19 protein-coding genes are annotated in these 24,571 nt (G+C 71.5%); 12 read left to right on the top strand and 7 right to left on the bottom strand.

What is annotated here, in order from left to right; translation table 11 throughout:
* The first annotated feature begins 14 nt into the window (after positions 1-14).
* The gene (locus M8I34_RS16330) at positions 15-1,724 is read left to right on the top strand and encodes a hydrogenase maturation protein (protein ID WP_250050178.1); all 1,710 of its coding nucleotides are present in this window, start codon (positions 15-17) and stop codon (positions 1,722-1,724) included.
* A gap of 171 nt (positions 1,725-1,895) precedes the next feature.
* Here the strand turns inward: M8I34_RS16330 and M8I34_RS16325 are convergent, their stop codons facing one another.
* Positions 1,896-2,429 (bottom strand): winged helix-turn-helix domain-containing protein, encoded by a 534-nt coding sequence (locus tag M8I34_RS16325; protein WP_250050177.1) that lies wholly within the window; start codon positions 2,427-2,429, stop codon positions 1,896-1,898.
* Between the two features lie 1,039 nt (positions 2,430-3,468).
* Here M8I34_RS16325 and M8I34_RS16320 point away from each other — a divergent pair.
* From M8I34_RS16320 to M8I34_RS16310, 3 genes are all read left to right on the top strand, one after another.
* The gene (locus tag M8I34_RS16320) at positions 3,469-4,425 is read left to right on the top strand and encodes a hypothetical protein (protein ID WP_250050176.1); all 957 of its coding nucleotides are present in this window, start codon (positions 3,469-3,471) and stop codon (positions 4,423-4,425) included.
* A gap of 211 nt (positions 4,426-4,636) precedes the next feature.
* A complete protein-coding gene (locus tag M8I34_RS16315) occupies positions 4,637-6,088 on the top strand; it encodes an amino acid permease (RefSeq protein ID WP_030083222.1) in 1,452 nt (483 codons plus the stop codon).
* A 138-nt stretch (positions 6,089-6,226) separates the two neighbouring features.
* Positions 6,227-7,114, top strand: coding sequence for a GNAT family N-acetyltransferase (locus M8I34_RS16310; RefSeq protein WP_250050175.1), 888 nt, complete (start codon positions 6,227-6,229; stop codon positions 7,112-7,114).
* A gap of 72 nt (positions 7,115-7,186) precedes the next feature.
* On the opposite strand, the gene M8I34_RS16305 is transcribed toward M8I34_RS16310, so the two are convergent.
* The 3 genes from M8I34_RS16305 to M8I34_RS16295 all read right to left on the bottom strand — a co-directional run bounded on the left by M8I34_RS16305 (position 7,187) and on the right by M8I34_RS16295 (position 10,912).
* Complete coding sequence (locus M8I34_RS16305; protein ID WP_250050174.1) at positions 7,187-7,693, bottom strand: DinB family protein; 507 nt, start codon at positions 7,691-7,693, stop codon at positions 7,187-7,189.
* Positions 7,694-8,191: 498 nt separating this feature from the next.
* Positions 8,192-8,386, bottom strand: coding sequence for a hypothetical protein (locus M8I34_RS16300; protein WP_030983496.1), 195 nt, complete (start codon positions 8,384-8,386; stop codon positions 8,192-8,194).
* Positions 8,387-8,506: 120 nt separating this feature from the next.
* A complete protein-coding gene (locus tag M8I34_RS16295) occupies positions 8,507-10,912 on the bottom strand; it encodes a SpoIIE family protein phosphatase (RefSeq protein WP_250050173.1) in 2,406 nt (801 codons plus the stop codon).
* Positions 10,913-11,063: 151 nt separating this feature from the next.
* Between M8I34_RS16295 and M8I34_RS16290 the strand changes: the two genes are divergently transcribed.
* Positions 11,064-11,849 carry a VOC family protein gene (locus tag M8I34_RS16290; protein WP_250050172.1) on the top strand — a complete coding sequence of 262 codons (786 nt, stop codon included), beginning with the start codon at positions 11,064-11,066 and terminating at the stop codon, positions 11,847-11,849.
* An 88-nt stretch (positions 11,850-11,937) separates the two neighbouring features.
* Here the strand turns inward: M8I34_RS16290 and M8I34_RS16285 are convergent, their stop codons facing one another.
* Positions 11,938-13,521, bottom strand: a complete 1,584-nt coding sequence (locus tag M8I34_RS16285) for a S1 family peptidase (protein WP_250050171.1) — start codon at positions 13,519-13,521, stop codon at positions 11,938-11,940.
* A 488-nt stretch (positions 13,522-14,009) separates the two neighbouring features.
* Here M8I34_RS16285 and tdh point away from each other — a divergent pair, with 488 nt between their 5' ends.
* The 3 genes from tdh to M8I34_RS16270 all read left to right on the top strand — a co-directional run bounded on the left by tdh (position 14,010) and on the right by M8I34_RS16270 (position 17,282).
* Positions 14,010-15,038: an L-threonine 3-dehydrogenase gene (gene tdh, locus M8I34_RS16280; RefSeq protein WP_250050170.1), complete on the top strand. Its 1,029-nt coding sequence runs from the start codon at positions 14,010-14,012 to the stop codon at positions 15,036-15,038.
* A gap of 67 nt (positions 15,039-15,105) precedes the next feature.
* A complete protein-coding gene (locus M8I34_RS16275) occupies positions 15,106-16,338 on the top strand; it encodes a glycine C-acetyltransferase (protein ID WP_250050169.1) in 1,233 nt (410 codons plus the stop codon).
* A gap of 35 nt (positions 16,339-16,373) precedes the next feature.
* Positions 16,374-17,282, top strand: coding sequence for a LysR family transcriptional regulator (locus tag M8I34_RS16270; protein WP_244416418.1), 909 nt, complete (start codon positions 16,374-16,376; stop codon positions 17,280-17,282).
* 9 nt (positions 17,283-17,291) lie between these two features.
* Here M8I34_RS16270 and M8I34_RS16265 read toward each other — a convergent pair whose 3' ends face one another.
* Positions 17,292-17,738, bottom strand: coding sequence for a PaaI family thioesterase (locus M8I34_RS16265; protein WP_250050168.1), 447 nt, complete (start codon positions 17,736-17,738; stop codon positions 17,292-17,294).
* A gap of 174 nt (positions 17,739-17,912) precedes the next feature.
* Here M8I34_RS16265 and M8I34_RS16260 point away from each other — a divergent pair, with 174 nt between their 5' ends.
* Entirely contained in the window at positions 17,913-19,274 is a 1,362-nt protein-coding gene (locus tag M8I34_RS16260; protein ID WP_250050167.1) for a chloride channel protein, read from the top strand.
* Between the two features lie 8 nt (positions 19,275-19,282).
* Here M8I34_RS16260 and M8I34_RS16255 read toward each other — a convergent pair whose 3' ends face one another.
* A complete protein-coding gene (locus tag M8I34_RS16255; RefSeq protein WP_250050166.1) occupies positions 19,283-20,314 on the bottom strand; it encodes a PHP domain-containing protein in 1,032 nt (343 codons plus the stop codon).
* A gap of 757 nt (positions 20,315-21,071) precedes the next feature.
* Here M8I34_RS16255 and M8I34_RS16250 point away from each other — a divergent pair.
* The 3 genes from M8I34_RS16250 (at position 21,072) to M8I34_RS16240 (ending at position 24,571) form a co-directional block, all read left to right on the top strand.
* Complete coding sequence (locus M8I34_RS16250; protein WP_030983471.1) at positions 21,072-21,299, top strand: hypothetical protein; 228 nt, start codon at positions 21,072-21,074, stop codon at positions 21,297-21,299.
* Positions 21,300-21,479: 180 nt separating this feature from the next.
* Positions 21,480-22,286, top strand: a complete 807-nt coding sequence (locus M8I34_RS16245; protein ID WP_250050165.1) for an HlyD family efflux transporter periplasmic adaptor subunit — start codon at positions 21,480-21,482, stop codon at positions 22,284-22,286.
* Positions 22,283-24,571, top strand: coding sequence for an NHLP family bacteriocin export ABC transporter peptidase/permease/ATPase subunit (locus M8I34_RS16240; protein ID WP_250050164.1), 2,289 nt, complete (start codon positions 22,283-22,285; stop codon positions 24,569-24,571). The genes M8I34_RS16245 and M8I34_RS16240 overlap by 4 nt, the downstream gene beginning before the upstream one ends.

Genomic DNA, 24,571 nt, shown 5'->3' with positions numbered 1-24,571 from the left:
CTGGGGAGTCCGCTGTGCGCATTCTGCTCATCGCCGGCGCGTTCAACAGCCTGACGCAGCGTGTATACGCCGAACTCGGTGAGAGAGGGCACCACCTGAGCGTGGAGCTGGTGACGCGGGAGACGCCGCTCCCCGAGGTCGTACGCCGTCATGCCCCCGACCTGATCGTGGCACCGATGCTCAGGACGGCCGTGCCCCGCGAGGTGTGGTCCGCCTGCACCTGCCTGATCGTGCACCCCGGCCCCGTCGGTGACCGTGGCCCGTCCTCGGTCGACTGGGCCGTGCATCTGGGCGCCGAGCGGTGGGGCGTCACGGTTCTCCAGGCCAATGACGAGATGGACGCCGGTGATGTCTGGGCCGCGGCCGACTGCCCCGTCCCCGAGGTGGGCAAGTCCGACCTGTACCGCAACGAGATCGCCGATGCCGCGGTCGACGCCGTCCTGTCGGCCGTCGCGCGCGTGGCGTCCGGCACCCACCGCCCGCAGTCGCAGACCGCCCTGCCCGACGCCGCGAAGTCCGGCCGGCCCCGGCCGCCCTTCCGCCAGGACCTGCGCCGGATCGACTGGCGGTCCGACCCCACCGACACCGTCGTACGCAAGCTGCGCGCCGCCGACTCGCAGCCCGGTGTGCGCGATGAACTCCTCGGCGACATCTGGCATTTGCACGGAGGCCACCCCGAGGACACCCTGACGGGCCGGCCGGGCGAGCTGCTCGCCACCCGGTGTGGCGCGATCTGCCGGGCGACGGCCGACGGCGCGGTATGGATCCCGGAACTGCGGCCGCCCCGCGCGCCGGGGGAGCCCGGCACCCTCAAGCTGCCCGCCACACTGGCGCTGGGCGACCGCCTCCCGCCGCTCCCCGAGGTCCCCGCCCCGCTCGGCCCCGGCGACGGCCCTCGTACCTGGAGTGACATCCGCTACCGGGAGGACGGGGCGGCCGGCTTCCTGGAGTTCTCCTTCCCCGGCGGCGCGATGAGCACCGGCCACTGCCGCCGCCTGCTCGCCGCCTACCGCCACGCCTGTGCCCGGCCGACCTCCGTGCTGGTCCTCGGCGGCCGACGGGACTTCTTCTCCAACGGCATCCACCTCCATGTCATCGAGGCCGCCGCCGACCCCGCCGAGGAGTCCTGGGCCAACATCAACGCCATGGACGACCTGGTGCACGCCGTCCTGACCACCACCGACCGGCTGGTGGTCGCCGCGCTCGGCGGCAACGCCGCGGCGGGCGGGGCGATGCTGGCCCTCGCCGCCGACGAGGTGTGGTGCCGCTCGGCCGTGGTGCTCAACCCCCACTACCGGCTGATGGGGCTCTACGGTTCGGAGTACTGGACCTACACGCTGCCCGGCCGGACAGGCCCCGAGGTGGCCGGGCAGCTCACCGCCCGTGCCCTGCCGATGACCGCCGCGGCAGGTGCGCGGCTCGGCCTGGTCGACCGGATCATCGACTGCCCCGCGCAGGACTTCGCCGCGCAGACCGGCCGGCTCGCCGTCCGGCTGGCGTCGGCGCCCGCGACCCAGGCCCGTATCGCCACGAAGAAGGCCGCCCGGGAACGCGACGAGGCGGAGCGGCCGCTCGCCGCCCACCGGGAGCACGAACTGGACCGGATGCACCGCATCTTCTTCGACCCGGACGCGCCCTATCACGCCCTGCGCCGGGCCTTCGTGCGCAAGGAACCCGCGGCCGCCACCCCCTCGCACCTGAACTCCCCGCCCGTCGGGACATGAGGAGCGCTGTCCCGGCCCCCCGGTGGGCGAGGGGACGGCCGGTGGGACGAAGCATCCCGCCGCACGGGGCCGGGCCGGCGGCCGAAGTCCGTCGGCCACCGGCCCGCTGTGAGCGCGTCCGCCCCGGCGCGGAGTCAAGCGAGTCTGCGCGTCAACCGCCGGCCCGGGTCTTCACGTAGTCGGCAGGTACTTGTATCCGATGCCGAAGACGGTGCTGATGGAGTCGCGCAGACCGGGCCCCAGGCGCCGGCGCAGACGCGCGATGTGCACATCGACGGTGCGGGTGCTGGACTGGCAGCTGGGCCAGACCGCGGCCATCAGCTGTTCCCGGGTGAAGGCGCGCTGGGGATGCAGCACGAGGTGCGCCAGCAGATCGAATTCCAGCCGTGGCAGGTCGAGTTGGCGGCCTCTGAGGAAGACCGTCCGGGCCGCGGTGTCGATACGGATCTGCTCCGGCCGGGCCTGGCCTGCCGTCGGCTCCGCGAGGCGGGACGCTTCCTCGCCGGCCGGCGCCAGGATGATGTGGACCTCGTCGGACGGCAGCCGGTGCACCGATACGGGTTCCAGGTCGTGCAGGGTCAACTGCCACTTGCCGTCGGGTAGCCGGTCGACCGCCAGGGGTGGCCCTTCGCCGGGCCCGGCTATGAGCGGCCGGACGACGTCGGCGTCCGGACGCAACGCAAGCGGGGTCGTCGAGGAGTTCATAAACATGATCTGGGCCCATTCCTCTTGCAAAGCAGGCGTGTACGGACAGACATGGCGGTGCTCGACGTTCAAGGGTGCTGAGCGCTGCGCAGCGATCACGGCGCAGTGCGGTGGTGAGGCGGGGTGGCGACCACGCACTTGTGGTGCAGGTGCGCCCATCGGGGGCGATCGCTCCGCTCGTACCGCAAGAACGCTCGCGCCCATGCCCGTACCCAGCCGTGACGTGGTGTGAAGTCACGGCCTCCGGTCCAGACGAACGCTACATGTGATCGCGCGGTTCCGGAAAGTAGCATCCGCTAATTCGGTTGCTCTTGAGCCGATTTCATGTTTGTGCGTCGTCGACTCCGGTGGCGGATCGGCCTGTTCGGCCGGGGCGGCCGCCGTTTCCCGCGACAAGTGCCTGGAGAATTCCTTGAATGTTGTTGGTTCGGGTGCCCGCGGTGCTGTGGCGGGGCGGTGAAGGCCCCGCCGGTGGCGCGGGGGTGGCCGCGCGGGGCGGCGCGCGTCCCTCGGGGTGCACGGGTGCGGTCGCCGCGGGCGGCGCACCCGCTCGTCCGGGCCCTGCGCCGCAACCCGACCGGCATGGCCGGAAAGCGTCCGTGAACTGGCCTAGGGCGGTGCGCTGTTGTGGGGCCGGCCCGGTCCGGACGAGGGCGTCGTGCCGGGGATGGCGGGGGTGTGGCGCCCTTGCGACAGAAGCGCGGCCTCCATGGAAACGATGGATACGGAGGGGTAATCAGCGACGATGTCCAGTTGTGAAGGCCCGGTGAGCATGTGAATATGCCAAATAAATGCGCGGTGGTGGATGGAGTCGCAAAGTGGAGATGTTCGGTCGGCGGGGGCAGAAGTTGTTTCCTTTTCAATCTCATCGAGACTAAAAGGTGCGGAACCAGATATTCCAGGCTACTTGTTTTCGCAATGAGTTGAGGGTGAGTAGGGTGTGGCCCGCTGTCACTTGACCGGTGGCAGGGATCCGGCTGAATTCGGCGCAGCCGGAATCCGGTGTGGGGGATGACGCCTTCGTGACCGGGAGGGGACCATGGCGGCCGGCTCTTTCGAGGGGCAGTACGTGTGGAGTCCGGCTGCCGATGACCGGGCGCTGGCGCGCGCGTGTATGGACGTACGGACCGGACGGTACTTGAGCGCGCACGAGGTGCTGAAGGAGGCCCGGGAGGATTTCGAGGTGCGCGCCCACCGGTCCCTGGTACTGGCGTCCGTGGCGGCCGACTCGGACCTGGCGGAGCGCTGGCTGGCCGAGGAGCCGGGCCCCGAGGCCGCGTTGCTCTGGGCCCGGGTGGCGATGCTCCGTGCCCTGCGGATGGCCGACGCCGGTGACCGGCGGCAAGGCGCTCTGGCGCGGATAGCGCAGTCGGCGTGCGAGCGGGCCGCGAAGCTGCTCCCCAAGGACCCCACCCCCTGGGTGGCGCAGCTGGCGCTGACGCGCCTCGACCGCCCGCAGGACCCCGCGCCGAAGGGGCTGCTGACCGCGCCGGCCGGGCCCTGGTACCTCTTCGCCCATATCCTCCGGCTCGACCCCTGGCACCGCGAGGCGCACCACCGCTTCCTGTCGTTCTTCTTCACCCGCTACGGCGGTTCGTCCGGCGCGAGCTGGGACGTTGCCGCGTTCCTGAGTCAGCGGGCCCCGGCCACCTCGCCGCTGCGGCTGCTGCCGCTGGTGGCGCTGGTCGAGGACTACAACCCGTCCGAGCTGCTCGCGGACCGCACCTGGGAGCAGCCCCAGTGGATCGCCACCGCCATGGGCATCTACCGGAACTGGCTTCCGCAGATGGCCGGTTACCGTTTCACGCCGGTGCTGGATCTGGCCTATCTGGCGCATGCGCTGTTCATGGCGAAACGTGAATTCGAAGCGCGGGAAGTCTTCACGGCCATGGGGCCCTATGCCTCGCGTATGCCCTGGAGTGCATTCGGCGATCCCGAGGAGCAATTGACCAGAGCCAGACGCTCCTGCGGCCTTCCCGTTCCCCATGACGGCTGATGCGCGATGTTTTCTCCTCCGCATGGGCTGCATCGCCGTGAAAAGACCCCCGTATTCCGCCCCGCCCGTTGGATCAGCGCCATTCGATCCATTTTCCCTCCGGTTCCCCAGAAAGGCTTCGGTTGTGTCCGAGCGTACGTCCCCAGCTCGCTCGAAAACCCCCCACGCGGCAGATCCCGTCACACTCGACGATGACGCCACGCTCCACGCCATGGGCTACCCGCGGAAACTCACCCGCAGATTCCGCGCGTTCGACAATTTCGCCATTTCCTTCACCATCATCAACATCATCTCCGGGATCTTCTCCTCCTTCGGCTTCGGTCTGAACGCCGGCGGCCCGCGGATCCTGGTCTTCGGCTGGATCGGTGTATCGATCATGGTGCTGTTCGTCGGCGCCGCGATGGGCGAGATCGCCTCCGCCTACCCGACCAGCGGCGCGCTCTACTTCTCGGCGGGCAAGCTGGCCAAGCGGCACAAGGGTGCCTGGTCCTGGTACACGGGCTGGCTGAACTTCGTGGGCCAGGTCGGCGGCACCGCCGCCACCAACTTCGCCGCCGCCACCTTCATCCAGGCGTTCATCGCCATGCAGTGGCCGTCCTACGAGCCGACGCCGCAGCAGACGGTCGGCATCACCGCGGCCATCCTTCTCCTCCAGGCGCTGGCCAACACGTATACCGTGCGGCTGGTCGCCCTGGTGAACCGTATTTCCGTGTGGTGGCTGCTGGTCGGCATGGTGGTGATCGTCGGTGCACTGACCGTGATACCCGACCAGCACCAGTCGCCTTCGTTCGCGATGCACTTCGTCAACAACACCGGCTTCACCCATGCGATTTACGGTGGAATGCTGGGTCTGCTCGTCACCAGCTGGACCTTCACCGGCTTCGACGGCAGCTTCCACATGTCTGAAGAAACGGTGAAGGCCACCGTCAATGCGCCCAGGGGCATCATGCGGGCGATCAGTTACTCCGCGATCACCGGACTGATCCTCATGCTTGCTCTGGTGTATGCGATCCGTGACTACGGTCACGCCGCGAGCGCCGAGGCGCCGCCCGTGCAGATTCTCGTCGACGCCCTCGGCCAAAGCACCGCAGGGTTGCTGTTGTTGATCGTTATCGGCGCCATGCTGTTCTGCGGTCTTGCCAACATGACCAGCAATACCCGGCAGATCTTCGCCTTCTCCCGGGACGGCGCGATGCCCGGCTCCCGTTGGTGGCATTCGGTGTCCGCGCGCACCCGTACCCCCGTCAAGGCCGTCTGGCTCGCCGCGGCCTGCCCCCTGGTGCTGGTGCTGCCCGGCTGGTGGTCGCACACCGCCTTCACCGCCGTGGTGAGCGTCAACGTCGTCGGACTGTTCCTCGCCTACGCCGTGCCCATCTTCCTGCGGCTGCGGCTCGACGACTTCCAGGCCGGGCCGTGGAACCTCGGGCGCTACGGCAAGCCCGTCGCGGCGGTCGCCGTGGCCTGGATCCTGATCAGCAATGTGCTGTTCATGCTCCCCCAGGCGTCCCCGATCACGCCCGCCTCGTTCAACTACGCACCCATCGCGCTGGCGGTGGTGCTGATCATCGCCACCGTCTGGTGGTTCGCCACCGCCCGGCGGCGCTTCCAGGGACCGGTCAGCTACGGCCGCCCCGACGAGGTCGCCGCCATGGACCTGATCTAGACCCCGTCCTACGGAGCAGGGTGGCTCGCACGGGCCGGCCGGTCGCACTGTCCCCGGCCGGCCCGCCCGCGCGCCGCCACCGGCTCCGCACCGTTCCCGCTCGCCCCCTGACCCCACCAGAAGGGACGAACACCCGGCATGTCCACCCTCGGCAACGCCCCGGACCAGCAGCCCGACACCGGCGAACTCGCCGTCACCGCCGCCTCGTCGGAGGACTGGCACCAGGTGGCCCAGTGGGCCGCCGACGAAGACTGGAACCCCGGCCTCGGCGACACCGCCTGCTTCCACCCCACCGACCCCGCGGGCTTCTTCCTCGGACGCCGCGCCGGCCGGACCGTCTCCGCGGTCTCGATCGTCACCTACTCGGACGCCTATGCGTTCCTCGGCTACTACCTCGTCCACCCCGATCACCGCGGGCAGGGCCTCGGACTCGCCACCTGGCGAGCCGCCTTCCCGCACGCCGGTGTCCGGACCGTGGGCCTCGACGCCGTCCCCGCCCAGCAAGCCACCTACCGGCGCGCCGGGTTCACCCCCGCCCACGACACCATCCGCTACGCCGGACGCCCCCTCCGCCCGGGCACACCCGCGCCGGCGGAGGTCGTACCCGTCACCGGCTCCCACCTCGACGCCGTCGCCGACTACGACCGGCGGTGCTTCCCCGCCGACCGCCGCGCCTTCGTCGCCCGCTGGCTGACGGCCCCCGGCCACACCGCCCGCGTGTATCTGCGCGACGGTGCGGTCGCCGGCTACGGCGTGCTCCGCCCGGCGCGCACCGGCCATCGCATCGGCCCGCTCTTCGCCGACACCGCCGAGGCCGCCGAGGCGCTCTTCGACACCCTCGTCGCCTCCGTCGACCCGGGCGGCGAGGTCTTCCTCGACGTTCCCGGGCCGCGGCACACCGCCCACACCCTGGCCACGGCCCGCGGCCTGGCTCCGCAGTCGCACACGGTCCGGATGTACAACGGTCCGGTCCCGCCGGCGGAGCAGGAGCGGACCTTCGCCGTCACCAGCCTGGAGCTCGGCTGACCGCGGGCGGTGCCCCGTCGGGACGGCGCCGGCCGTCCGCACCACGGGGCACCGCCCGGCCGGGGGCACCGCTCACGGGCCGACCGTGCCGTCGATGGCCTCGCGGAGGAAGTCCGCATGGCCGTTGTGGCGGGCGTATTCGTGGATCAGGTGCAGCATCACCAGGCGCAGGGAGACATGTTCGCCCCAACGGGGCTGGTAGCCCGTGACATCGAGCGACGCGGCCGCCTGCTCGATCCGGCGGGCGTGTGCCACCTCCGTCTGCCAGGCGTCGAAAGCCTCCGCGCGGGTGGCCGTGCGCGCGTCGTACGCCACCTGGTAGTCGCCCTCGGCCGACCAGACGAGCGGGAGGTCCTCGCCGTTGATCACCCGGCGGAACCAGGTCCGCTCCACCTCTGCCATGTGCCGCACCAGGCCGAGCAGGGAGAGCGTGGAGGGCGGGCTCGCCTGGCGCCTGAGGTCCTCGTCGGAGAGGCCGTCGGTCTTCATGGCGAGCGTGGCCCGGTGGAAGTCGAGGTAGGAGCGCAGGGTCTCCCGCTCGCCCGCGCGTACGGGCGGGGAGAGGCGTTCGGTGGTCACGGGTGGTTCCTTTCCGCGGCGAGCCCCGGGCAGGACCCGGCCGGTAGGTGTCGACGTGCTGAGCGGCGTCAGCACGGCGCGAGCCGCCTGCGGGGCTCAAGGGGAGGAGGGAGGGACAGAGCGGTACGCCGTGGGGGAGGGGAACTCCCCGGGCGCTCCGGAGCGTGCCGACGAGGCGGCGCGGCGGCGGTCGAGGCGATCTTCCCGAGTGCCGCGGGCCGCCGCAAGCGGTTTACGGTGGGCGGCGGTGGCGGGTGGCCGCAGCACGGCGCGAACGACCGTCAACTCCGCGCACCGGAGCGCCTGTTACGGCGAGAACGACGGCGCGGCATACGGGCGCGCGGGGCAGCGGCGCGGCATACGGGCGCGCGGGGCAGCCCGTCCGCGGGCCGTGCGCCTGCGCACCTCCCACCACGGCAGGTGCGCCTGCGCACCTCCCACACCGCGGAACGGGCCGTCCCTTCGCGCTCCGCGCCCGCTCGCCTCAGCTGCCGGTCGTCACGGCAGATACCGCTCGATGGCGGGGCCGGGACCCTCCTCGTCCATCAGGCGCCTGGCCCAGGCCAGGCTCTCGGGGGTGGGTTCGCGCCCGGACACCTTCACCAGGTCCTCCGGGTCATAGGGCCGCTCGCTACCGGTGTACAGCTCGACCGGGCGCCGCTCGGCCGACTTATCCCTGCCATTGGTCGTCACAGGTCCTCCTCTGTCCGCGCCCGCCGAGTCGCCGGGACCTCGCTTGGTTCCATCATGGGACCGCTCCCGAACACCCGCACGATGTACGCCGGGCCGCATCGTGCCCGGACGTCCGGCGGATCACCCCGCCGGGCGCGGGGCCCCGGGATAGTGCGGCGGAAACGCCTGCTCCGTCCAGATCGTCTTGCCGTACGGCGTGTAGCGCGTGCCCCAGCGCTGCACCAGCTGCGCGACGATGAAAAGCCCCCGCCCGCCCTCGTCATCGCTGGCGCTGTGCCGCAGGTGGGGGGAGGTGTGGCCGGTGTCCGACACCTCGGTCAGCAGGGTCCGGTCGCGCAGCAGCCGCAGATGCAGCGGCCCCGCCGCATGCCGTACGGCGTTGGTGACCAGCTCGCTGACCACGAGTTCCGTCGTATACGACAGCTCCTCCAGGTCCCACTCCCGCAGCTGCCCGGTGGCCAGCTCGCGGGCCTTGCCCACCGCGGCCGGCTCCGCGGGCAGCTCCCAGGCCGCCACCTGCCGGGCGTCGAGCTCACGGGTGCGCACCAGCAGCAGGGCCGAGTCGTCGACGGCAGGACCGTCCGGCAGCAGCTCCGCCAGCACGTGGATGCACAGCTCGTCCAGCGGCCGACGGTGATCGCTCAGCACCCGGCCCAGGATCTCCAGCCCCTCGTCGACGTCCCGGTCCCGGCCCTCGACCAGCCCGTTCGTGAACAGCGCGATCAGGCTGCCGGCCGGCAGCTCGATCTCCAGGGATTCGAACGGCAGGCCCCCGAGCCCCAGTGGCGGGCCGGCCGGCAGATCCGGGAAGTACAGACCGCCCTCCGCGTCCACGACGGCCGGCGGCAGATGACCGGCCCGCGCCATGGTGCACCGCCGCGACACCGGGTCGTAGACCGCGTAGAGACAGGTCACGCCGGTGGCCACATCGTCCGGTCCGGCGTCCATGCCGACCACGGCAGCCTGCTCCTCCGCGGTCTGTCCCACCAGGTCGTCCAGCCGGCTCAGCAGCTCGTCGGGGGACAGGTCCAGCCGGGCCAGGGCGCGTACGGTCGTCCGCAGCCGTCCCATGGTCGCCGCCGCCTGGAGGCCATGGCCGACCACGTCCCCGACGACCAGGCCGACCCGGGTACCCGAGAGGCCGATGACATCGAACCAGTCGCCGCCGACCCCGGCCCGGTCGTCGCTCGGCAGATAGCGGTAGGCCTGGTCGACGGCGGACTGGTCCGGCAGATGCTGTGGCAGCAACGTGCGCTGGAGGGTGAGCGCGGCGGTGTGCTCCCGGGCGAAGCGGCGGGCGTTGTCCAGGCACACGGCCGTCCGGATGACCAGCTCGTCGGCGAGCTCGATCTCCTCCTTGTCGAAGCCCGACGGGGCGCCGCGGACAAAGGTGACCAGCCCCAGCAGGGTGCCGCCGGCCCGCAGCGGCACCACCATGGTGCCCTCCTCGCGCACCATGCCGCCGGAGGACAGACTGCGGTACTGGAGCGATCCCGGCGGGTACTCGATGCGGTGCGGGCCGGCCGGCGGGCCGTCCGGGGTGTGCTCGGCGGTGCGGGTGGCGGCCCGCACCAGGGCCGGCAGGGTGCCGTCGGCCGATTCCGGCTCCCCGCCGTGCAGTACGGACCGCAGCAGGTCGACGGTGGCCATGGACGCGAAGTCCGGCACCACCACCTCCGTGATCTCCCGCGCGGTGCGGGTCATGTCGAGGGTGGTGCCGATCCGGGCGCCCGCCTCCACCAGGAGGTTCAGCCGGCGCTGTGCCTGGTAGCGGCCGCTGATGTCGAAAGCGTCCTCGCACACCCCGAGCACCCGGCCGTGGGCGTCCTGCAACCGGTAGTAGGAGCAGGACCAGACGTGATCGGGCCCCGGGTCGGAGGGCTGCTGGCCGACGAAGTGCAGATCGAGGATCGGTTCGCCGGTCTCCAGGACCTGGTGCATCACCGCGTCGAGGGTGCGCGGATACCCCTCGGTCACGAACTCACCGTCCGGGTACAGCTCATCGGCCCGGACGCCGAGGAATTCGTCCGACGCCAGCCCGATCTCCCGCACATACGCGGTATTCGCCCAGGTCAGTCGCAGCTCCGTGTCGTAGATCCCCAGGCCCACCGGAGACTGCGTGGCCAGGCCGTGCAGCATCGCCTGGCGGGACTCCCACATCCGGTGATCGTCCAGCTCGGCCGCCACCAGGACACGGGCGGGCCGCCCACCGCCGCTCCCGGGCACCTCGGCGAGCGGACAGATCGTGACGGCCATGTGCAGGATCCGGCCGTCCCGGTGGCGCACCGTGTGCGCCTCGCTGCCGCTCAGCGTGTCCTGTAGCGGCTGTGCGGCCGCGGAACCGGCCGGCAGCAGGGACTCCAGGGGTTGCCCGACGATCTCGTCCGGGGTGTAGCCGAGGAGTCGCTGGGCCGCCGGGCTCCACCCGATGATCCGATCCTGGGCGTCCAGAACCGCAGTGGCCGCCCTGGTGACGTCGAGGGGACCACGGAAGTCGGCGCTCTCCGCCGCGTTCCATGCGTTCATGGCATCAACCCAGCCCGGTTCGTATTCCCAGCATCGAGCCTGATCAAGACCGGCACAACTGCGCTGCGGCCGAGGGGACGCGCCCTTGGTGCGGCCCCGCCCCGTCGCTGGCAGAGTGGGAAGGGGCCCAGAGCAACAGGAGGCAGATGTGATGTCGGCCCATGGCCCGGCCACTCCGGTGCGTGGCGCTCCCTGCTGGGTCAGCCTGATGGCCCGCGATCTCCAGTCCGCTCAGAAGTTCTACTCCGCTGTCCTGGGCTGGCGGTTCCGTCCGGCCGGCCTCGGCGACGAGTTCTCCGTCGCGATCGCCGGCGGGCAGCCGGTCGCCGGCATCGGTGCCCTCGCCCAGAGCTTCCAAGTGGCCGTGGCCTGGACCTCGTACTTCGCGGTGGAGAACGCCGACGACACCGCGGACCGGATCCGCGAGCGCGGGGGGACCGTCGCCGTCGGCCCGCTCAAGGTCGGCCCCGGACGCGCCGCCCACGCCGCCGACCCCGACGGCGCCACCTTCGGCTTCTGGGAGGGCCAGACGCTGGCCTGGTCGGTCGGACAGGGGGCCGCGCCCGCCAATCTCGAACTGCGCACGCGGGATGCCTTCGCCGCCGCCATCTTCTATGCGGAGGTCTTCGGCTGGGCCTCCGAGGAACCCGGCGGCTGCGAGGTGACCTACGAGCACGACCAGGTGATCGTCCGGGACGGTACGCACACCGTCGCCACCCTGCGCGGCGGCGCGGTGGAGTCCGCCCCCGACCCGCGGGTGCGCCCCCGTTGGCACGTCCACTTCCCGGTCCGCGACATCGAGAAGGTGACGGCCGACGCGGTGGCCGCCGGCGGAACCGTCACCCCCGTGACGCCGACCACGGACGGCAAGGGCTGCCAGGCCGTCATCCGTGACCCCGACGGCGGCCTGTTCACCGTCACCTCGCCCTCGGGCTGAGGGCCCGGCCCGCGCAACGGCCCCGCCCTCCTTCGTTGTCGAAGGGGACGGGGCCGATGGCGCAGAGGGATCCGGGGGATTCCCGGGGTCAGTTCAGCGAGTCGCCGCTGCCGGCGGCTCCCGGGTCCTGGGCACCGGCACCGGCGTCTCCCGCACCGGCTCCGGCGTCTCCCGCACCGGCGCTTCCGGCTCCGGCGTCGCCCGCACCGGCGCTTCCGGCTCCGGCGTCTCCCGCACCGGCACCACCAGCTGCGGCGTCGCCCGCTCCTGCGCCGCCTGCCGCGGCGTCACCGGCGCCACCTGCTGCGGCGTCACCGCCGCCCGCATCGCCGGCGCCGCCCGCGCCGCCGCCTCCGGCGCCGATCTCCGCACCCGTGGCCTTGAGTGCGTCGGTGACCGGCTGGAAGAAGGTCTCGCCGCCCGCGGTGCAGTCGCCGCTGCCACCGGAGGTCAGGCCGACGGCCGAGTCGTCGGAGAACATCGCGCCGCCGCTGTCGCCGGGCTCGGCACAGACATCCGTCTGTATGAGGCCGTTGACGATGTCGCCGTTGCCGTAGTTCACCGTGGCGTCAAGGCCGGTGACGGTGCCGTCGTGGAGGCCGGTGGTGCTGCCCGAGCGCTGCACCTTCATGCCGACGGCGGCCTCCGCGGCCTTGGTGATCTCCTGGGTGCTGCCGTTGCCCAGGTCGACCGCGCTCTGCGGCTTCGCCGCGGTGTCGTCGTAGGTGACCAGCGCGAAGTCGGTCTTCGGGAACTGGGAGTCGGACACCGTGCCCAGCGGCTGGCTGCCGCCCTGGTCCGCCGTCCAGGTCTTGGAGTCGTTGCCGCAGTGACCGGCCGTCAGGAAGGCCGGTGCGCCCTTGACCGTGACGTTGAAGCCCAGCGAGCAGCGTGCGTTGCCGCCGAAGATGGCACTGCCGCCGACCGGGCCCGCGGCCTGCTGCCCGCCGTCTCCGGCACCACCGGCTCCGTCTCCCGCACCGCCCGCCGCGTCCCCGGCACCGCCGGCTGCTGCGTCTCCGGCCCCGCCGGCACCGCCGGCTGCGCCCCCGCCACCCGCCGCGTCTCCGGCACCGCCGGCCCCGGCCGCGTTCCCGGCACCGCCCGCCGCCTGCCCGCCGTTGGCGCCGGCCGCACCGCCGGCCGCACTCCCCGCGTTCCCACCGTCGTACCGCTTGAACTCGCCCTGAGACCGCTTGACGGTGACCATGCCCGCACCCATGCCACCCGTGGCCTTGTTGAGCGTGGCCATCTTTGCTCCGGTGACAGTTCTGTCGGCGAGCACCACGATCTTGTTGGTCTTCGGGTCGATCGACCACGCCGTGCCGGGCACCGAGGCGGAGTCGCGCAGGGTCTTCGCGCCGGCCTTCAGCGCGGTCATGCTGTTGTGCACGACCTTGGCGACGGCGCCCTTGGCCGTGACGCTCTTGGCGGCCTCCTCCGACAGCACGTTCATGACCAGATGGCCCTTCGCGCTGTCCAGGTACCAGCCGGCGCCGTTGTCCCCCAGGTCTGCCTTCAGGGACGCCGCCAGCTGCGTGGCCGAGTGGGCGCTGAGCGTCTTCGGGGCCGCCGGCTGGTCCGTGCTCGCGTTGGCGTTGGGGAGCAGGATCGCCGCGGCCCCGATGGCTGCCGCGGCGGCGCCGACCATGACGCCGGTCCGCTTGTTCACATGTCGGTGGCTCAATTCACTGACCTCCAGGGACGCACAGGAACGGGGCACACGGGGGGCCGCGGTGCGTCGCGTCGGCACCCGTGTGTTGCTGCCACTCAGTCCTACGTAGCGAGGTGCACCCCGGTCTCACGGCCACTCACGTCGTGATGAATTCCGACGCTTGCGGTGGCGAACGTTTACACTCCCGAGCCGTCCGGCCGTCCCCGGCACGGCCCCGGGGACCGCCCGCAGCACCTCGCGCGGGCCGCAGGGCACCGCCGCCGGCCGGCTCGTCCGGCGCATCCAATGGGCTGGTCAGAACGGGTGACCGTGGTCCGGCCCGGGGCCCGGGAGCCCTGTTTCCTGTGGGGCGTAAAGGGCAGCTGTGGCCGCGCTTAAGAAATCCTCGATGGACCCGGCGGCCCATGTACGGAAGATTTCCTGACGAAGATCGGGCGGCCGGACCGGCCCCTGGCAGGTCACACTCACGTACGGGAGCCGCTGCGATGAAGGCACTGGTCAAGCAGAAAGCGGAGCCGGGACTCTGGCTCATGGACGTGCCGGAACCGGCCGTCGGTCCGGGCGACGTACTGATCAAGGTGCTGCGCACCGGCATCTGCGGCACGGACCTGCACATCCGGGCCTGGGACGGCTGGGCCCAGCAGGCCGTGGCCACCCCGATGACGATCGGCCATGAATTCGTCGGCGAGGTGGTGGAGACCGGCCGGGACGTCGCCGACATCAAGGCCGGTGACCTGGTCAGCGGCGAGGGGCACCTGGTCTGCGGCAAGTGCCGCAACTGTCAGGCGGGACGCCGCCATCTGTGCCGCGCCACCGTCGGCCTCGGCGTCGGCCGGGACGGCGCGTTCGCCGAGTACGTGGCGCTGCCCGCCGCCAATGTGTGGGTGCACCGCGTCCCCGTCGATCTCGATATCGCCGCCGTCTTCGACCCCTTCGGCAACGCCGTGCACACCGCGCTGTCGTTCCCGCTGGTCGGCGAGGACGTACTGATCACCGGCGCCGGGCCGATCGGCATCATGGCCGCGGCCGTCGCCCGGCACGCCGGTGCCCGCAATGTCGTGATCACGGACGTCAGCGAGCCGCGCCTGGAACTGGCCCGCAAGGTCGGCGTCAGCCTCGCCCTCAACGTCGCCGAGGCGACGATCGCCGACGGCCAGCGCGAACTGGGGCTGCGCGAGGGCTTCGACATCGGACTGGAGATGTCCGGCCGGCCCGAGGCGATGCGCGACATGATCGCCAACATGACGCACGGCGGCCGTATCGCCGTCCTCGGCCTGCCGTCCGAGCAGTTCCCCGTCGACTGGTCCCGGATCGTCACCTCCATGATCACGATCAAGGGCATCTACGGCCGGGAGATGTTCGAGACCTGGTACGCGATGTCCGTGCTGCTCGAAGGCGGCCTCGACCTCGCGCCCGTGATCACCGGCCGCTACTCGCACCAGGACTTCGACGCCGCCTTCGACGATGCCGCCAGCGGCCGCAGCGGCAAGATCATCCTCGACTGGACCGCCTGACATTCCGGCTCGGCCGGCAAGAGCCGCTGGCTCACTCGCCCACCGCACTTTTTTAAGGAGCACCCCGATGTACGACTCCGTACGCGATGAACTGCGCGGCACCCTCGACGAGATCCGCGCCGCCGGCCTGCACAAGCCCGAGCGCGTCATCGGCACCCCGCAGTCCGCCACCGTCGCGGTCACCGCAATGGGGTCTCCCCTGCTCGAGCGAAGCCGAGAGCTTGGGGAAGGGAATCCCGGCGAGGTCCTCAACTTCTGCGCCAACAACTACCTCGGTCTCGCCGACCACCCCGAGGTCGTCGCGGCCGCCCACGAAGCGCTCGACCGCTGGGGCTACGGCCTCGCCTCGGTCCGCTTCATCTGCGGCACCCAGGAGGTCCACAAGGAGCTGGAGCAGCGGATCTCCGGCTTCCTCGGCCAGGAGGACACCATCCTCTACTCCTCCTGCTTCGACGCCAACGGCGGCGTCTTCGAGACCCTGCTCGGCCCGGACGACGCGGTCATCTCCGACGCCCTCAACCACGCCTCCATCATCGACGGCATCCGCCTGTGCAAGGCCCGCCGCTTCCGCTACGCCAACCGCGACATGGCCGATCTGGAGCGCCAGTTGAAGGAGGCCGGCAGCGCCGGCCGCAAGCTCGTCGTCACCGACGGCGTCTTCTCCATGGACGGCTATCTGGCGCCGCTGGACGAGATCTGCGACCTGGCCGACCGCTACGGCGCCATGGTGATGGTCGACGACTCGCACGCGGTCGGCTTCGTCGGCCCCGGCGGCCGCGGCACCCCCGAGCTGCACGGCGTGATGGACCGCGTCGACATCATCACCGGCACCCTCGGCAAGGCCCTCGGCGGCGCCTCCGGCGGCTATGTCGCGGCCCGCGCGGAGATCGTCGCGCTGCTGCGCCAGCGCTCGCGCCCCTACCTCTTCTCCAACTCGCTCGCCCCGGTGATCGCGGCCGCCTCGCTCAAGGTGCTCGATCTGCTGGAGTCGGCCGGTGACCTGCGCGAACGCCTCAACGCCAACACCGCGCTGTTCCGCTCCCGGATGACCGAGGAAGGCTTCGACATCCTCCCGGGGGAGCACGCCATCGCCCCCGTCATGATCGGCGACGCGGCCGAGGCGGCCCGTATGGCGGAGCTGCTCCTGGAGCGGGGGGTGTACGTCATCGGCTTCTCCTACCCGGTGGTCCCGCAGGGCCAGGCGCGGATCCGCGTACAGCTCTCCGCCGCCCACTCCACCGAGGACGTCCACCGCGTGGTCGACGCCTTCGTCGACGCGCGGTCCGCGCTGGGGGACTGACCCCGTTCACGGGCGTGGCCTGAGAAACTGGAAGCATGATCGAAGCACGACGGCTGCACATCCTCCGCGCGGTGGCCGACCACCGTACGGTCACCGCCGCGGCCGCCGCGCTCTATCTCACGCCCTCGGCGGTGTCCCAGCAGCTGGCCGCGCTGGAACAGGAGACCGGACACCGTCTGGTGGAGCGCAGCGCCCGCGGCGTACGGCTGACCGCCGCGGGCGACATCCTGCTCACCCACGCCAACGCCGTCCTGGCCCAGCTGGAGCGCGCCGAGTCCGAGCTCGCCGCCTACGGCTCGGGCGAGGCCGGCACGGTCACCGTCGCGGCCTTCGCCACCGGCATCGGCCTGGTCGTCGCGCCCGCGCTCACCGGGCTCACCCGCACCGCCCCCGGCATCCGGGTCCGCGTCCAGGACGCCGAGGGCGATGCCAGCCTGCTCATGGTCCTCGACCGGCAGGTCGATGTGGCGGTCGCCGTCGAATACCGGGGCGCGCCCCGCGCCGACGACCCACGGCTGACCCGGGTCCCGCTCTACGCCGAGCCGTTCGACGCGGTGCTGCCGCCCGGCCACCGCCTCGCCGAGGTGGCGCAGGTGGCCCTGGCCGAACTCGCGGAGGACCCCTGGATCGGGCCCTACCCCGGCAACCCCTGCCATGACGTGGTCGTCCTGGCCTGCGAATACGCCGGTTTCCAGCCGCGGCTGGAGCACTCCTCCGACGACTTCCGGGCCGTGGTCGCCCTCGCCTCGGCCGCCGCGGGGGTGGCCCTCGTGCCGCGCTCGGCCCTGCGCGACATGGACCTCACCGGGGTGGTGGTCCGTCCCGTCGACGATGTGGCCCCCACCCGCCGGGTGTTCGCCGCCGTACGCCGCGGAGCCGAGGAACACCCGCTGCTCCGCCCGGTCCTGGCCGCCCTCCGGGAGGCGGCGGCGCCTCAGGGCTGAGCCGCTCGGTCACGCCGCGTCCGGTGCCTCGTCCAGCGGGATGACCCGGGCCGTGGCGGTGGCGGTGGCGATGAGCCGCTCGTCGCCGTCGGTGAGCGCGGCCTCCAGGAAGGCGATGTCGCCCACGCGGTGCACGACGCGTCCGGTGCCGAAGAGCCGGCCGGGGCGGACGGGCCGGAGGAAAGAGGCCGTCAGCTCCAGGGTGGACTGGAACTGGTCGGGCCGGAGCGTGGCGAGGAGAGCGGGACCGACGGTGTCGTGGAGCATCGCCGCGAGGAAGGCCCCGAGGACGTTGCCCATCGGGTTGGTGAAGCTCTCGGTCGCGGTGAACGCCAGCCGGATCGTGCCGTCCCCGGCGTCCGCGTCGAGGATCTCCATGCCCAAGGTGGCCGCCGCGGGAGGCAGCGGCGCACGCCCCTCCACCGCGTCCCGGAAGGACCTCGACCCTTCGTTCATCAGGCTCCTCAGCCGGCTCGCCACGACGCCCGTGTGTTCTTCCCTCCTACCCCGCGCGGCCCCGGTACGGGCCCGGTCCACCCGAATGGCCATGGCCCGCGGGCCGCGCCCGGCATGCCGGGCGCGGCCGGTCATGGCAGGGTCGGCAGGACGGCGGCAAGGGAGGCGGTGCGCATGTCGGTCGGCCCGGCCGGTCCGGTGGACAAGGCGTCGGCCACGGTGCCGGAGGATCCGTACGCGCTGGTGCGCACCCGTGGGTATCTGAAGCTCCTGCTGGTGGCGGCGCTGGTCGGCTTCCCGGTCTGTGCCGTCGCGTTCGGCTTTCTCGTGCTGGTCCACGAGCTGGAACCGCTGATCTACCAGGATCTGCCGCGGACGCTGGGCTTCGCCGGCACACCGATCTGGTGGCCGGTCCCGATGCTCGTGGTGGCCGGACTTCTGGTCGGCCTGACCGTCCGTTACCTGCCGGGCCACGGCGGCCACGAGCCGGCCGACGGACTGTCGCTCAGCGGCGCGCCCCCGCTCTCCGCGCTTCCCGGCATCGTGCTCGCGGCCCTGGCCTCCCTCAGCTTCGGAGCGGTGCTCGGCCCCGAGGCGCCGCTCATCGCCCTCGGCGGCGGGCTGGCCGCGGGCTCCGTACGGCTGCTGGGCAGGGGCATGACCTCCCAGGCCGTCGCGGCGGTGGGCGCCGCCGGCAGCTTCGCGGCGGTCAGCGCACTGCTCGGCTCACCGCTCCTGGGCGCGTTCCTCCTGATGGAGGTGTCGGGGCTGGGCGGCCCGATGCTCGGGATGATGCTGGTGCCCGGCCTGCTCGCGTCCGGCATCGGTGCGCTGGTCTTCACCGGCCTGGGGGACTGGACCGGTCTCGGTACGTACTCCCTCGCGCTGCACGACATCCCCAAGGCCGCGGAGCCCACGGTGGCGGAGTTCGGCTGGGCGTTGGTCATCGGGCTGGCCGCCGCGTTCCTCGCGGCCGGGGTGCGGTGGCTCTCGCGGTTCCTCAAGGGACATGTCGTCCGTCATCGCGTACCGGCCACGATGGTGATGGGCCTGGTGGTGGGGGCACTGGCGGTGGCGTTCGCCGCGGCCACCGGCAAGCCCGCCACCGAGATGCTCTATTCGGGCCAGTCGGCGCTGGGGGCGCTGTTCCGGGACAGCGCCGGCTACTCGGTGGCGACGCTGCTGCTGCTCATCTTGTGCAAGGGCCTGGCGTACTGCGCCTCGTTGAGCGCCTTCCGCGGCGGCCCGATCTTCCCCGCGCTGTTCCTCGGTGCGGCGGGTGGCGTGGTGCTGTCCCACCTCCCCGGCCTGTCGCTCACCCCGGCCTTCGCGATGGGCGTCGGCGCCATGTGTGTGGCCATGCTCCGGCTGCCGATGATCTCGGTACTGCTGGCCACCCTGCTGCTGGGGAGGAGCGGTCTGACCGTGATGCCGCTGGTGATCGTCGCCGTGGTCGTCGCCTATGTCGTGGTGCTGCGGCTCACCCCGGCCACCGCTCCGGACGCGCCCCCCGCAGCCGCACCGCAGGCCGCCTGACGGCCCGTTCAGCGGCGCGGAGTCCGGCCCGTCCGGGTCCAGGCGGCCAACTGGCGCTCCGTCCAGGTGTTGATGATCCGGTCGGCGGCGACGCCGCACTCCTCGGCGCGGGCACAGCCGTAGATCTGCCAGTCCAGCTGGCCCGGGGCGTGGGCGTCGCTGTCGATGGAGAAGAGGGTTCCGGCCTCCAGCGCCTGGCGGAGCAGCCGGCGCGGGGGATCCAAGCGGTCGGGACGACAGTTGATCTCGACGGCGGTGTGGTGCTCGGCGCAGGCAGCGAACACCTCCGCGGCGTCGAACTGTGACTCCGGGCGCAGCTTGCCGGTGATCTGCCGGCCGGTGCAGTGACCGAGCACGTCCACGAGCGGATTGCGGACCGCGGCCAGCAGCCGCCGGGTCATCGGCGCCCTGTCCATCCGCAGTTTGGAGTGCACCGAGGCGACCACCACGTCCAACTGGTCCAGCAGCTCCGGCTCCTGGTCGAGGGAGCCGTCGTCGAGGATGTCGCACTCGATCCCGGTCAGCAGCCGGAACGGCGCCAGTCGCTGGTTCACCTCCGCCACCAGCGACAGCTGCCGCCGCAGCCGTTCGGCGGTCAGCCCGCGGGCGACGGTGAGCCGGGGGGAGTGGTCGGTCAGCACACACCATGCGTGGCCGAGGTCGCGGGCGGTGCGGGCCATCGTCTCGACCGGGCTGCCCCCGTCCGACCAGTCCGAGTGCAGATGGCAGTCGCCGCGCAGCGCCCGCCGCAGCCGCTGCCCCCGCTCCCCGTCGACCAGCGGGCCGCCCGCCTCCTCCTCCAGAGTTGACAGATAGGCGGGCCGTACGCCCGCGAGTGCCTCCTCCACGACGCGGGTGGTCTTGGGCCCCAGCCCTTTGACCCGCCCCAACGAGCCGTCCCGGGCGCGCCGCTCCACCTCGTCGGGGGACATCGCCCCGATCACCGTGGCGGCCGTACGGAACGCCCGGACGCGATACGTCGCCGCCCCCTGCCGCTCCAGCAGAAAGGCGATCCGCTCCAGCGCCTCGACGGGGTCCACGGACGGCTCCTTTCCGGGGCGCGGCCCCGCAGCGTCCTTTCACGGTGCCGCACGCCGTGGGCGGCTGCCACCGGGGTGTCGGTGCCGCCGTCGCCAATCGCCCATTACCGACGGGTCCGAAGGCCCGCTGTTATGCGCCTATGTCCGTTCTCCGGCTACTCGATCCGTTTCCATGGGAATGGCGTACGGATAGTTCCGATGATTCCGTTCAATACCTTCAACGCGTCCGATGCCGCCCTTGAACTCCGGGCGAATCGGGCACATTTCATGCCCGTGCAACATTCGGAGCGGTCTGTCGGGGGCCTGCGCCGGAGTTCCGCGACCGAGCTGTGCTCAGGTGCCGTAAAAATTGGGAGTCTTCAAAGAATCTGCACACCGAATGCGCAGTCGGCACCTGCTCTCCAGCGACCCATCCCCACGCTGACCTGCACGTCAGCGGTTTGGTGCGGGAATGTCCCGTTCGTCGAACGAGGGGTTACCGGTGGGTCGGAAGTGAAACTGGAGAAGGTGTGAAGAAGCTGCCACCAAGCCATGGACGTGCGTGCACTTCAGGGAATTCAAGGGGGCGTTGGCGCCCGGATCAGCGGTTCTCGGATTAGCAGCACCACGCGCCCGCATGCTTTGATCCTTCGCACCGCGGAAGTCACACCATCGGCTCCCGATTTCGGGTACCGGACTGCCGCAGCCGCGGCCGGACCACCCCACCGGACGGTTCGGGCGCAGCTTTTTTCGAGATATTCATCCGAAGGGAAACATCATGAACTCCACCCCCCAGGTTCAGACCCAGGAAATCTCCGACGCCGACCTGGACAACGTGTCCGGTGGCCTCCTCAACGGCGTGGTCGGCACCGCCACCAACACCGTTGACTCGATCGCCCCGGTCTCGGGCGCCGTGGGCACCGCCACCGGCCTGGTCGACGGCGCCACCGGCCTGAACGCCTCGGGCGTCGTCGGCACCGCCTCGGGCCTGGTCTCCGGTCTCTGAGTCGAATCCTCTGTGCCGCTGAGCGGTACAGCCGGCTTTGAACGGTGACAACGGCAGGTCGGCGCCCCCTCCTTGCCGACGTGCCGGGCCGAGTGCCCCGGATCCCTGGCTCAGCCCGGGACCGGGGCGCACGGCCGCCATCCGTCTGACACAGACCATTGCAGTTGAGGGAAGAGTGTCGTGCAGTTCCGCCAACAGGCCCTTTCCAAGCTGCAATCGCCCGAGGAAATCGATCTGCCGGTGCGCTTCGCCCGCCCCCAGGGCTGGCTCGTGCTGACCGTCACGGTCCTGTTCGTGATCGCCGCGTCCGTATGGGCGGTGACCGGCACCGTGTCGTCCACCCTCAGCGCACCCGGAATCCTCACCCACGGCCAGGGCAGCTACATCCTGCAAAGCCCCGTCGCGGGCCAGGTCACCGCCGTGCTCGCCGAAGAAGGCAAGCGGGTGGCCGCCAACACCCCCGTGCTGAAGCTCCGCACCGCCCGCGGCACCACCGTCGTCCGCACACTCGCCGCCGGCCGGCTGACCACCATGGTCGCCACGATCGGCTCCGTCGTCACCACCGGTGCGGATGTGGCCTCCGTGGAGCGCGTCGCCCACGCCGGTGACCCCCTGACGGCGACGCTGTACGTACCGGCCGACAGCGGCGCCACCGTCCCCGTCGGCGCGGCCGTCGACCTCACCGTCCAGTCCGTGCCGAGCCAGCAGTACGGCGTACTGCGCGGGCGGGTCAAGGCCGTCGGCAGGACCGCGCAGACCCGCCAGCGGATCGGCGCCTACCTGGGCAACAGCCAGCTCGGCGAGCAGTTCTCCCAGCACGGGCAGCCCCTCGCCGTCCTGGTGCAGCTCGACCCCGCCCCGCACAGCGGGTCCGGCTACGCCTGGTCGACCTCCGACGGCCCGCCGTACAAGATCGACTCCATGACGCCGGCCAGTGGCGCCGTCCATCTGGCCGCGCAGCACCCGATCGATTGGCTGCTGCCGTGACCGCACCCAACGACTCCGCAGCCCCGCAGCAGCAGCTGCCGCCCCCCGGCCGCGGCCGGCACCGCCCGGAGCCCGCACCCGGCGCGCGCCGTACCCGCCGCGCCGCGCCGCCCGCGCCGAAGCCCAAGAAGACGAAGTCCGTACGCACCCCCACCATCCTCCAGATGGAGGCCGTGGAATGCGGCGCCGCCTCGCTGGCCATGGTGCTCGCCCACTACGGACGGCATGTGCCGCTGGAGGAGCTGCGGATCGCCTGCGGTGTCTCCCGCGACGGCTCGCGCGCCAGCAATCTGCTCAAAGCCGCCCGCAGCTACGGGCTCCAGGCCAAGGGCATGCAGATGGAACCGGCCGCGCTCGCCGAAGTACAGGCGCCGGCCATTCTGTTCTGGGAGTTCAACCACTACGTCGTCTACGACGGCCCCTGCCGCCGCTTCGGGCGTCGCGGCGTGCGCATCAACGACCCCGACAAGGGCCGCCGCTTCGTGGCGATGGAGGACTTCGACACCAGCTTCACCGGTGTCGCCCTGGTCTTCGAGCCGGGCGAGGATTTCCACAAGGGCGGCCGCAAGCCCGGCGTCCTCGGCGCGGTGCCCGCCCGGATGCGCGGCACCACCGGCACCCTGCTGGCCGCGCTGCTCGCCAGCCTGCTGCTGGTCGCGGTCGGCGCGGCGGTGCCCGCACTGAGCCGTACGTACATCGACATGTTCCTGATCGGCAACCAGACCTCGCTGCTGGGGCCGCTCTTCGCGTCGATGGCCGCGATGGTGGCGCTGACCGCCGTACTGACCGGCCTGCAACAGGCGAACCTGCTGCGCGGCCGCATCATCTCCTCCACCCTGACCAGCGCCCGGTTCCTGCGCCATCTGCTCAGACTCCCGGTCACCTTCTTCGCCCAGCGCAGCCCGGCCGACCTGGTCCAGCGGCTCCAGTCCAACGACGCGGTGGCCGAAACCCTGGCGCGCGACCTCGCCGCCGCGGGGGTGGACGGGATCGTCGTCATCCTCTACGCCGTCCTGCTGTGGACCTACGACCCCCAGCTGACGGTCATCGGCGTGGGCATCGCCCTGCTCAACGTCGTCGCCATGCGGATCGTGATCCGGCTGCGGTCCACCCACACCCAGAAGCTGCGCGCCGACACGGCCCGGCTCACCAACACCTCCTACACCGGTCTCCAGCTCATCGAGACGATGAAGGCCACCGGCGGGGAGAACGGCTACTTCCGCCGCTGGGCCGGCCAGCACGCCACCACGCTGGAGGTGCAGCAGCGCCTCGGTGTGCCGAGCGCCGTGCTGGCCATGGTCGCGCCCACCCTGGCCACCCTCAACAGCGCACTGATCCTGTGGATCGGCGGACTGCGGGCGGTCGAGGGCCATATCTCCATCGGTCTGCTGGTCGCCTTCCAGGCGCTGGTGACCCGCTTCACCGCACCCATCACCCGGCTCAACGGCGTGGCGGGCCGCATCCAGGACTTCGCCGCCGACGTGGCCCGTCTCAAGGACGTCGAGAGCTTCCCCGTCGACACCCTCTACTCGCGTCCCGAGCCGGACGCCGACACCCGCAGGCTCAAGGGCCATGTGACGCTGGAGGACATCACCTTCGGCTACAGCCCGCTGGACAAACCGCTGCTCACCGGCTTCTCGCTGGCCGTCGGCCCCGGCCGGCAGGTCGCCCTCGTCGGGGGATCCGGCAGCGGCAAGTCCACCGTCTCGCGGCTGATCTCCGGCCTCTACAGCCCCTGGGAAGGCGCCATCCGCATCGACGGACAGCGGCTGGAGGACCTCTCCCGCAGTGCGCTGGCCGCCTCCGTGTCCTTCGTCGACCAGGACATCTTCCTCTTCGAGGGCACGGTCCGCGACAACGTGGCGCTGTGGGACCCCTCGATACCGGACGACGCGGTCATCACCGCCCTCCAGGACGCCGCGCTCTACGACGATGTGATCGTCCGTCGCCCCGACGGCATCTACAGCCGGGTCGAGCAGGACGGCCGCAACTTCTCCGGCGGGCAGCGGCAGCGACTGGAGATCGCCCGCGCACTGGTCCGGCGCCCCAGCATCCTGGTCCTCGACGAGGTCACCAGCGCACTGGACGCCCGGACCGAACAGACCATCATGGACAACCTGCGGCGGCGCGGCTGCGCCTGCGTCGTCATCGCCCACCGGCTGAGCACGGTCCGCGACAGCGACGAGATCGTCGTCCTCGACCACGGCGTGGTCGTCGAACGCGGCCGGCACGAGGACCTGGTCGCAGCCGGGGGCCCGTACGCCGAGCTGGTCAAGGAGCACTGA

Origin of the sequence: Streptomyces sp. MCA2, assembly GCF_023544705.1 — a bacterium.
In the GTDB taxonomy this organism is placed as follows: Bacteria; Actinomycetota; Actinomycetes; order Streptomycetales; family Streptomycetaceae; genus Streptomyces; species Streptomyces decoyicus.
Note: the sequence above shows the minus strand (reverse complement) of the source record. Positions and strands in the feature narration are given on the sequence as shown.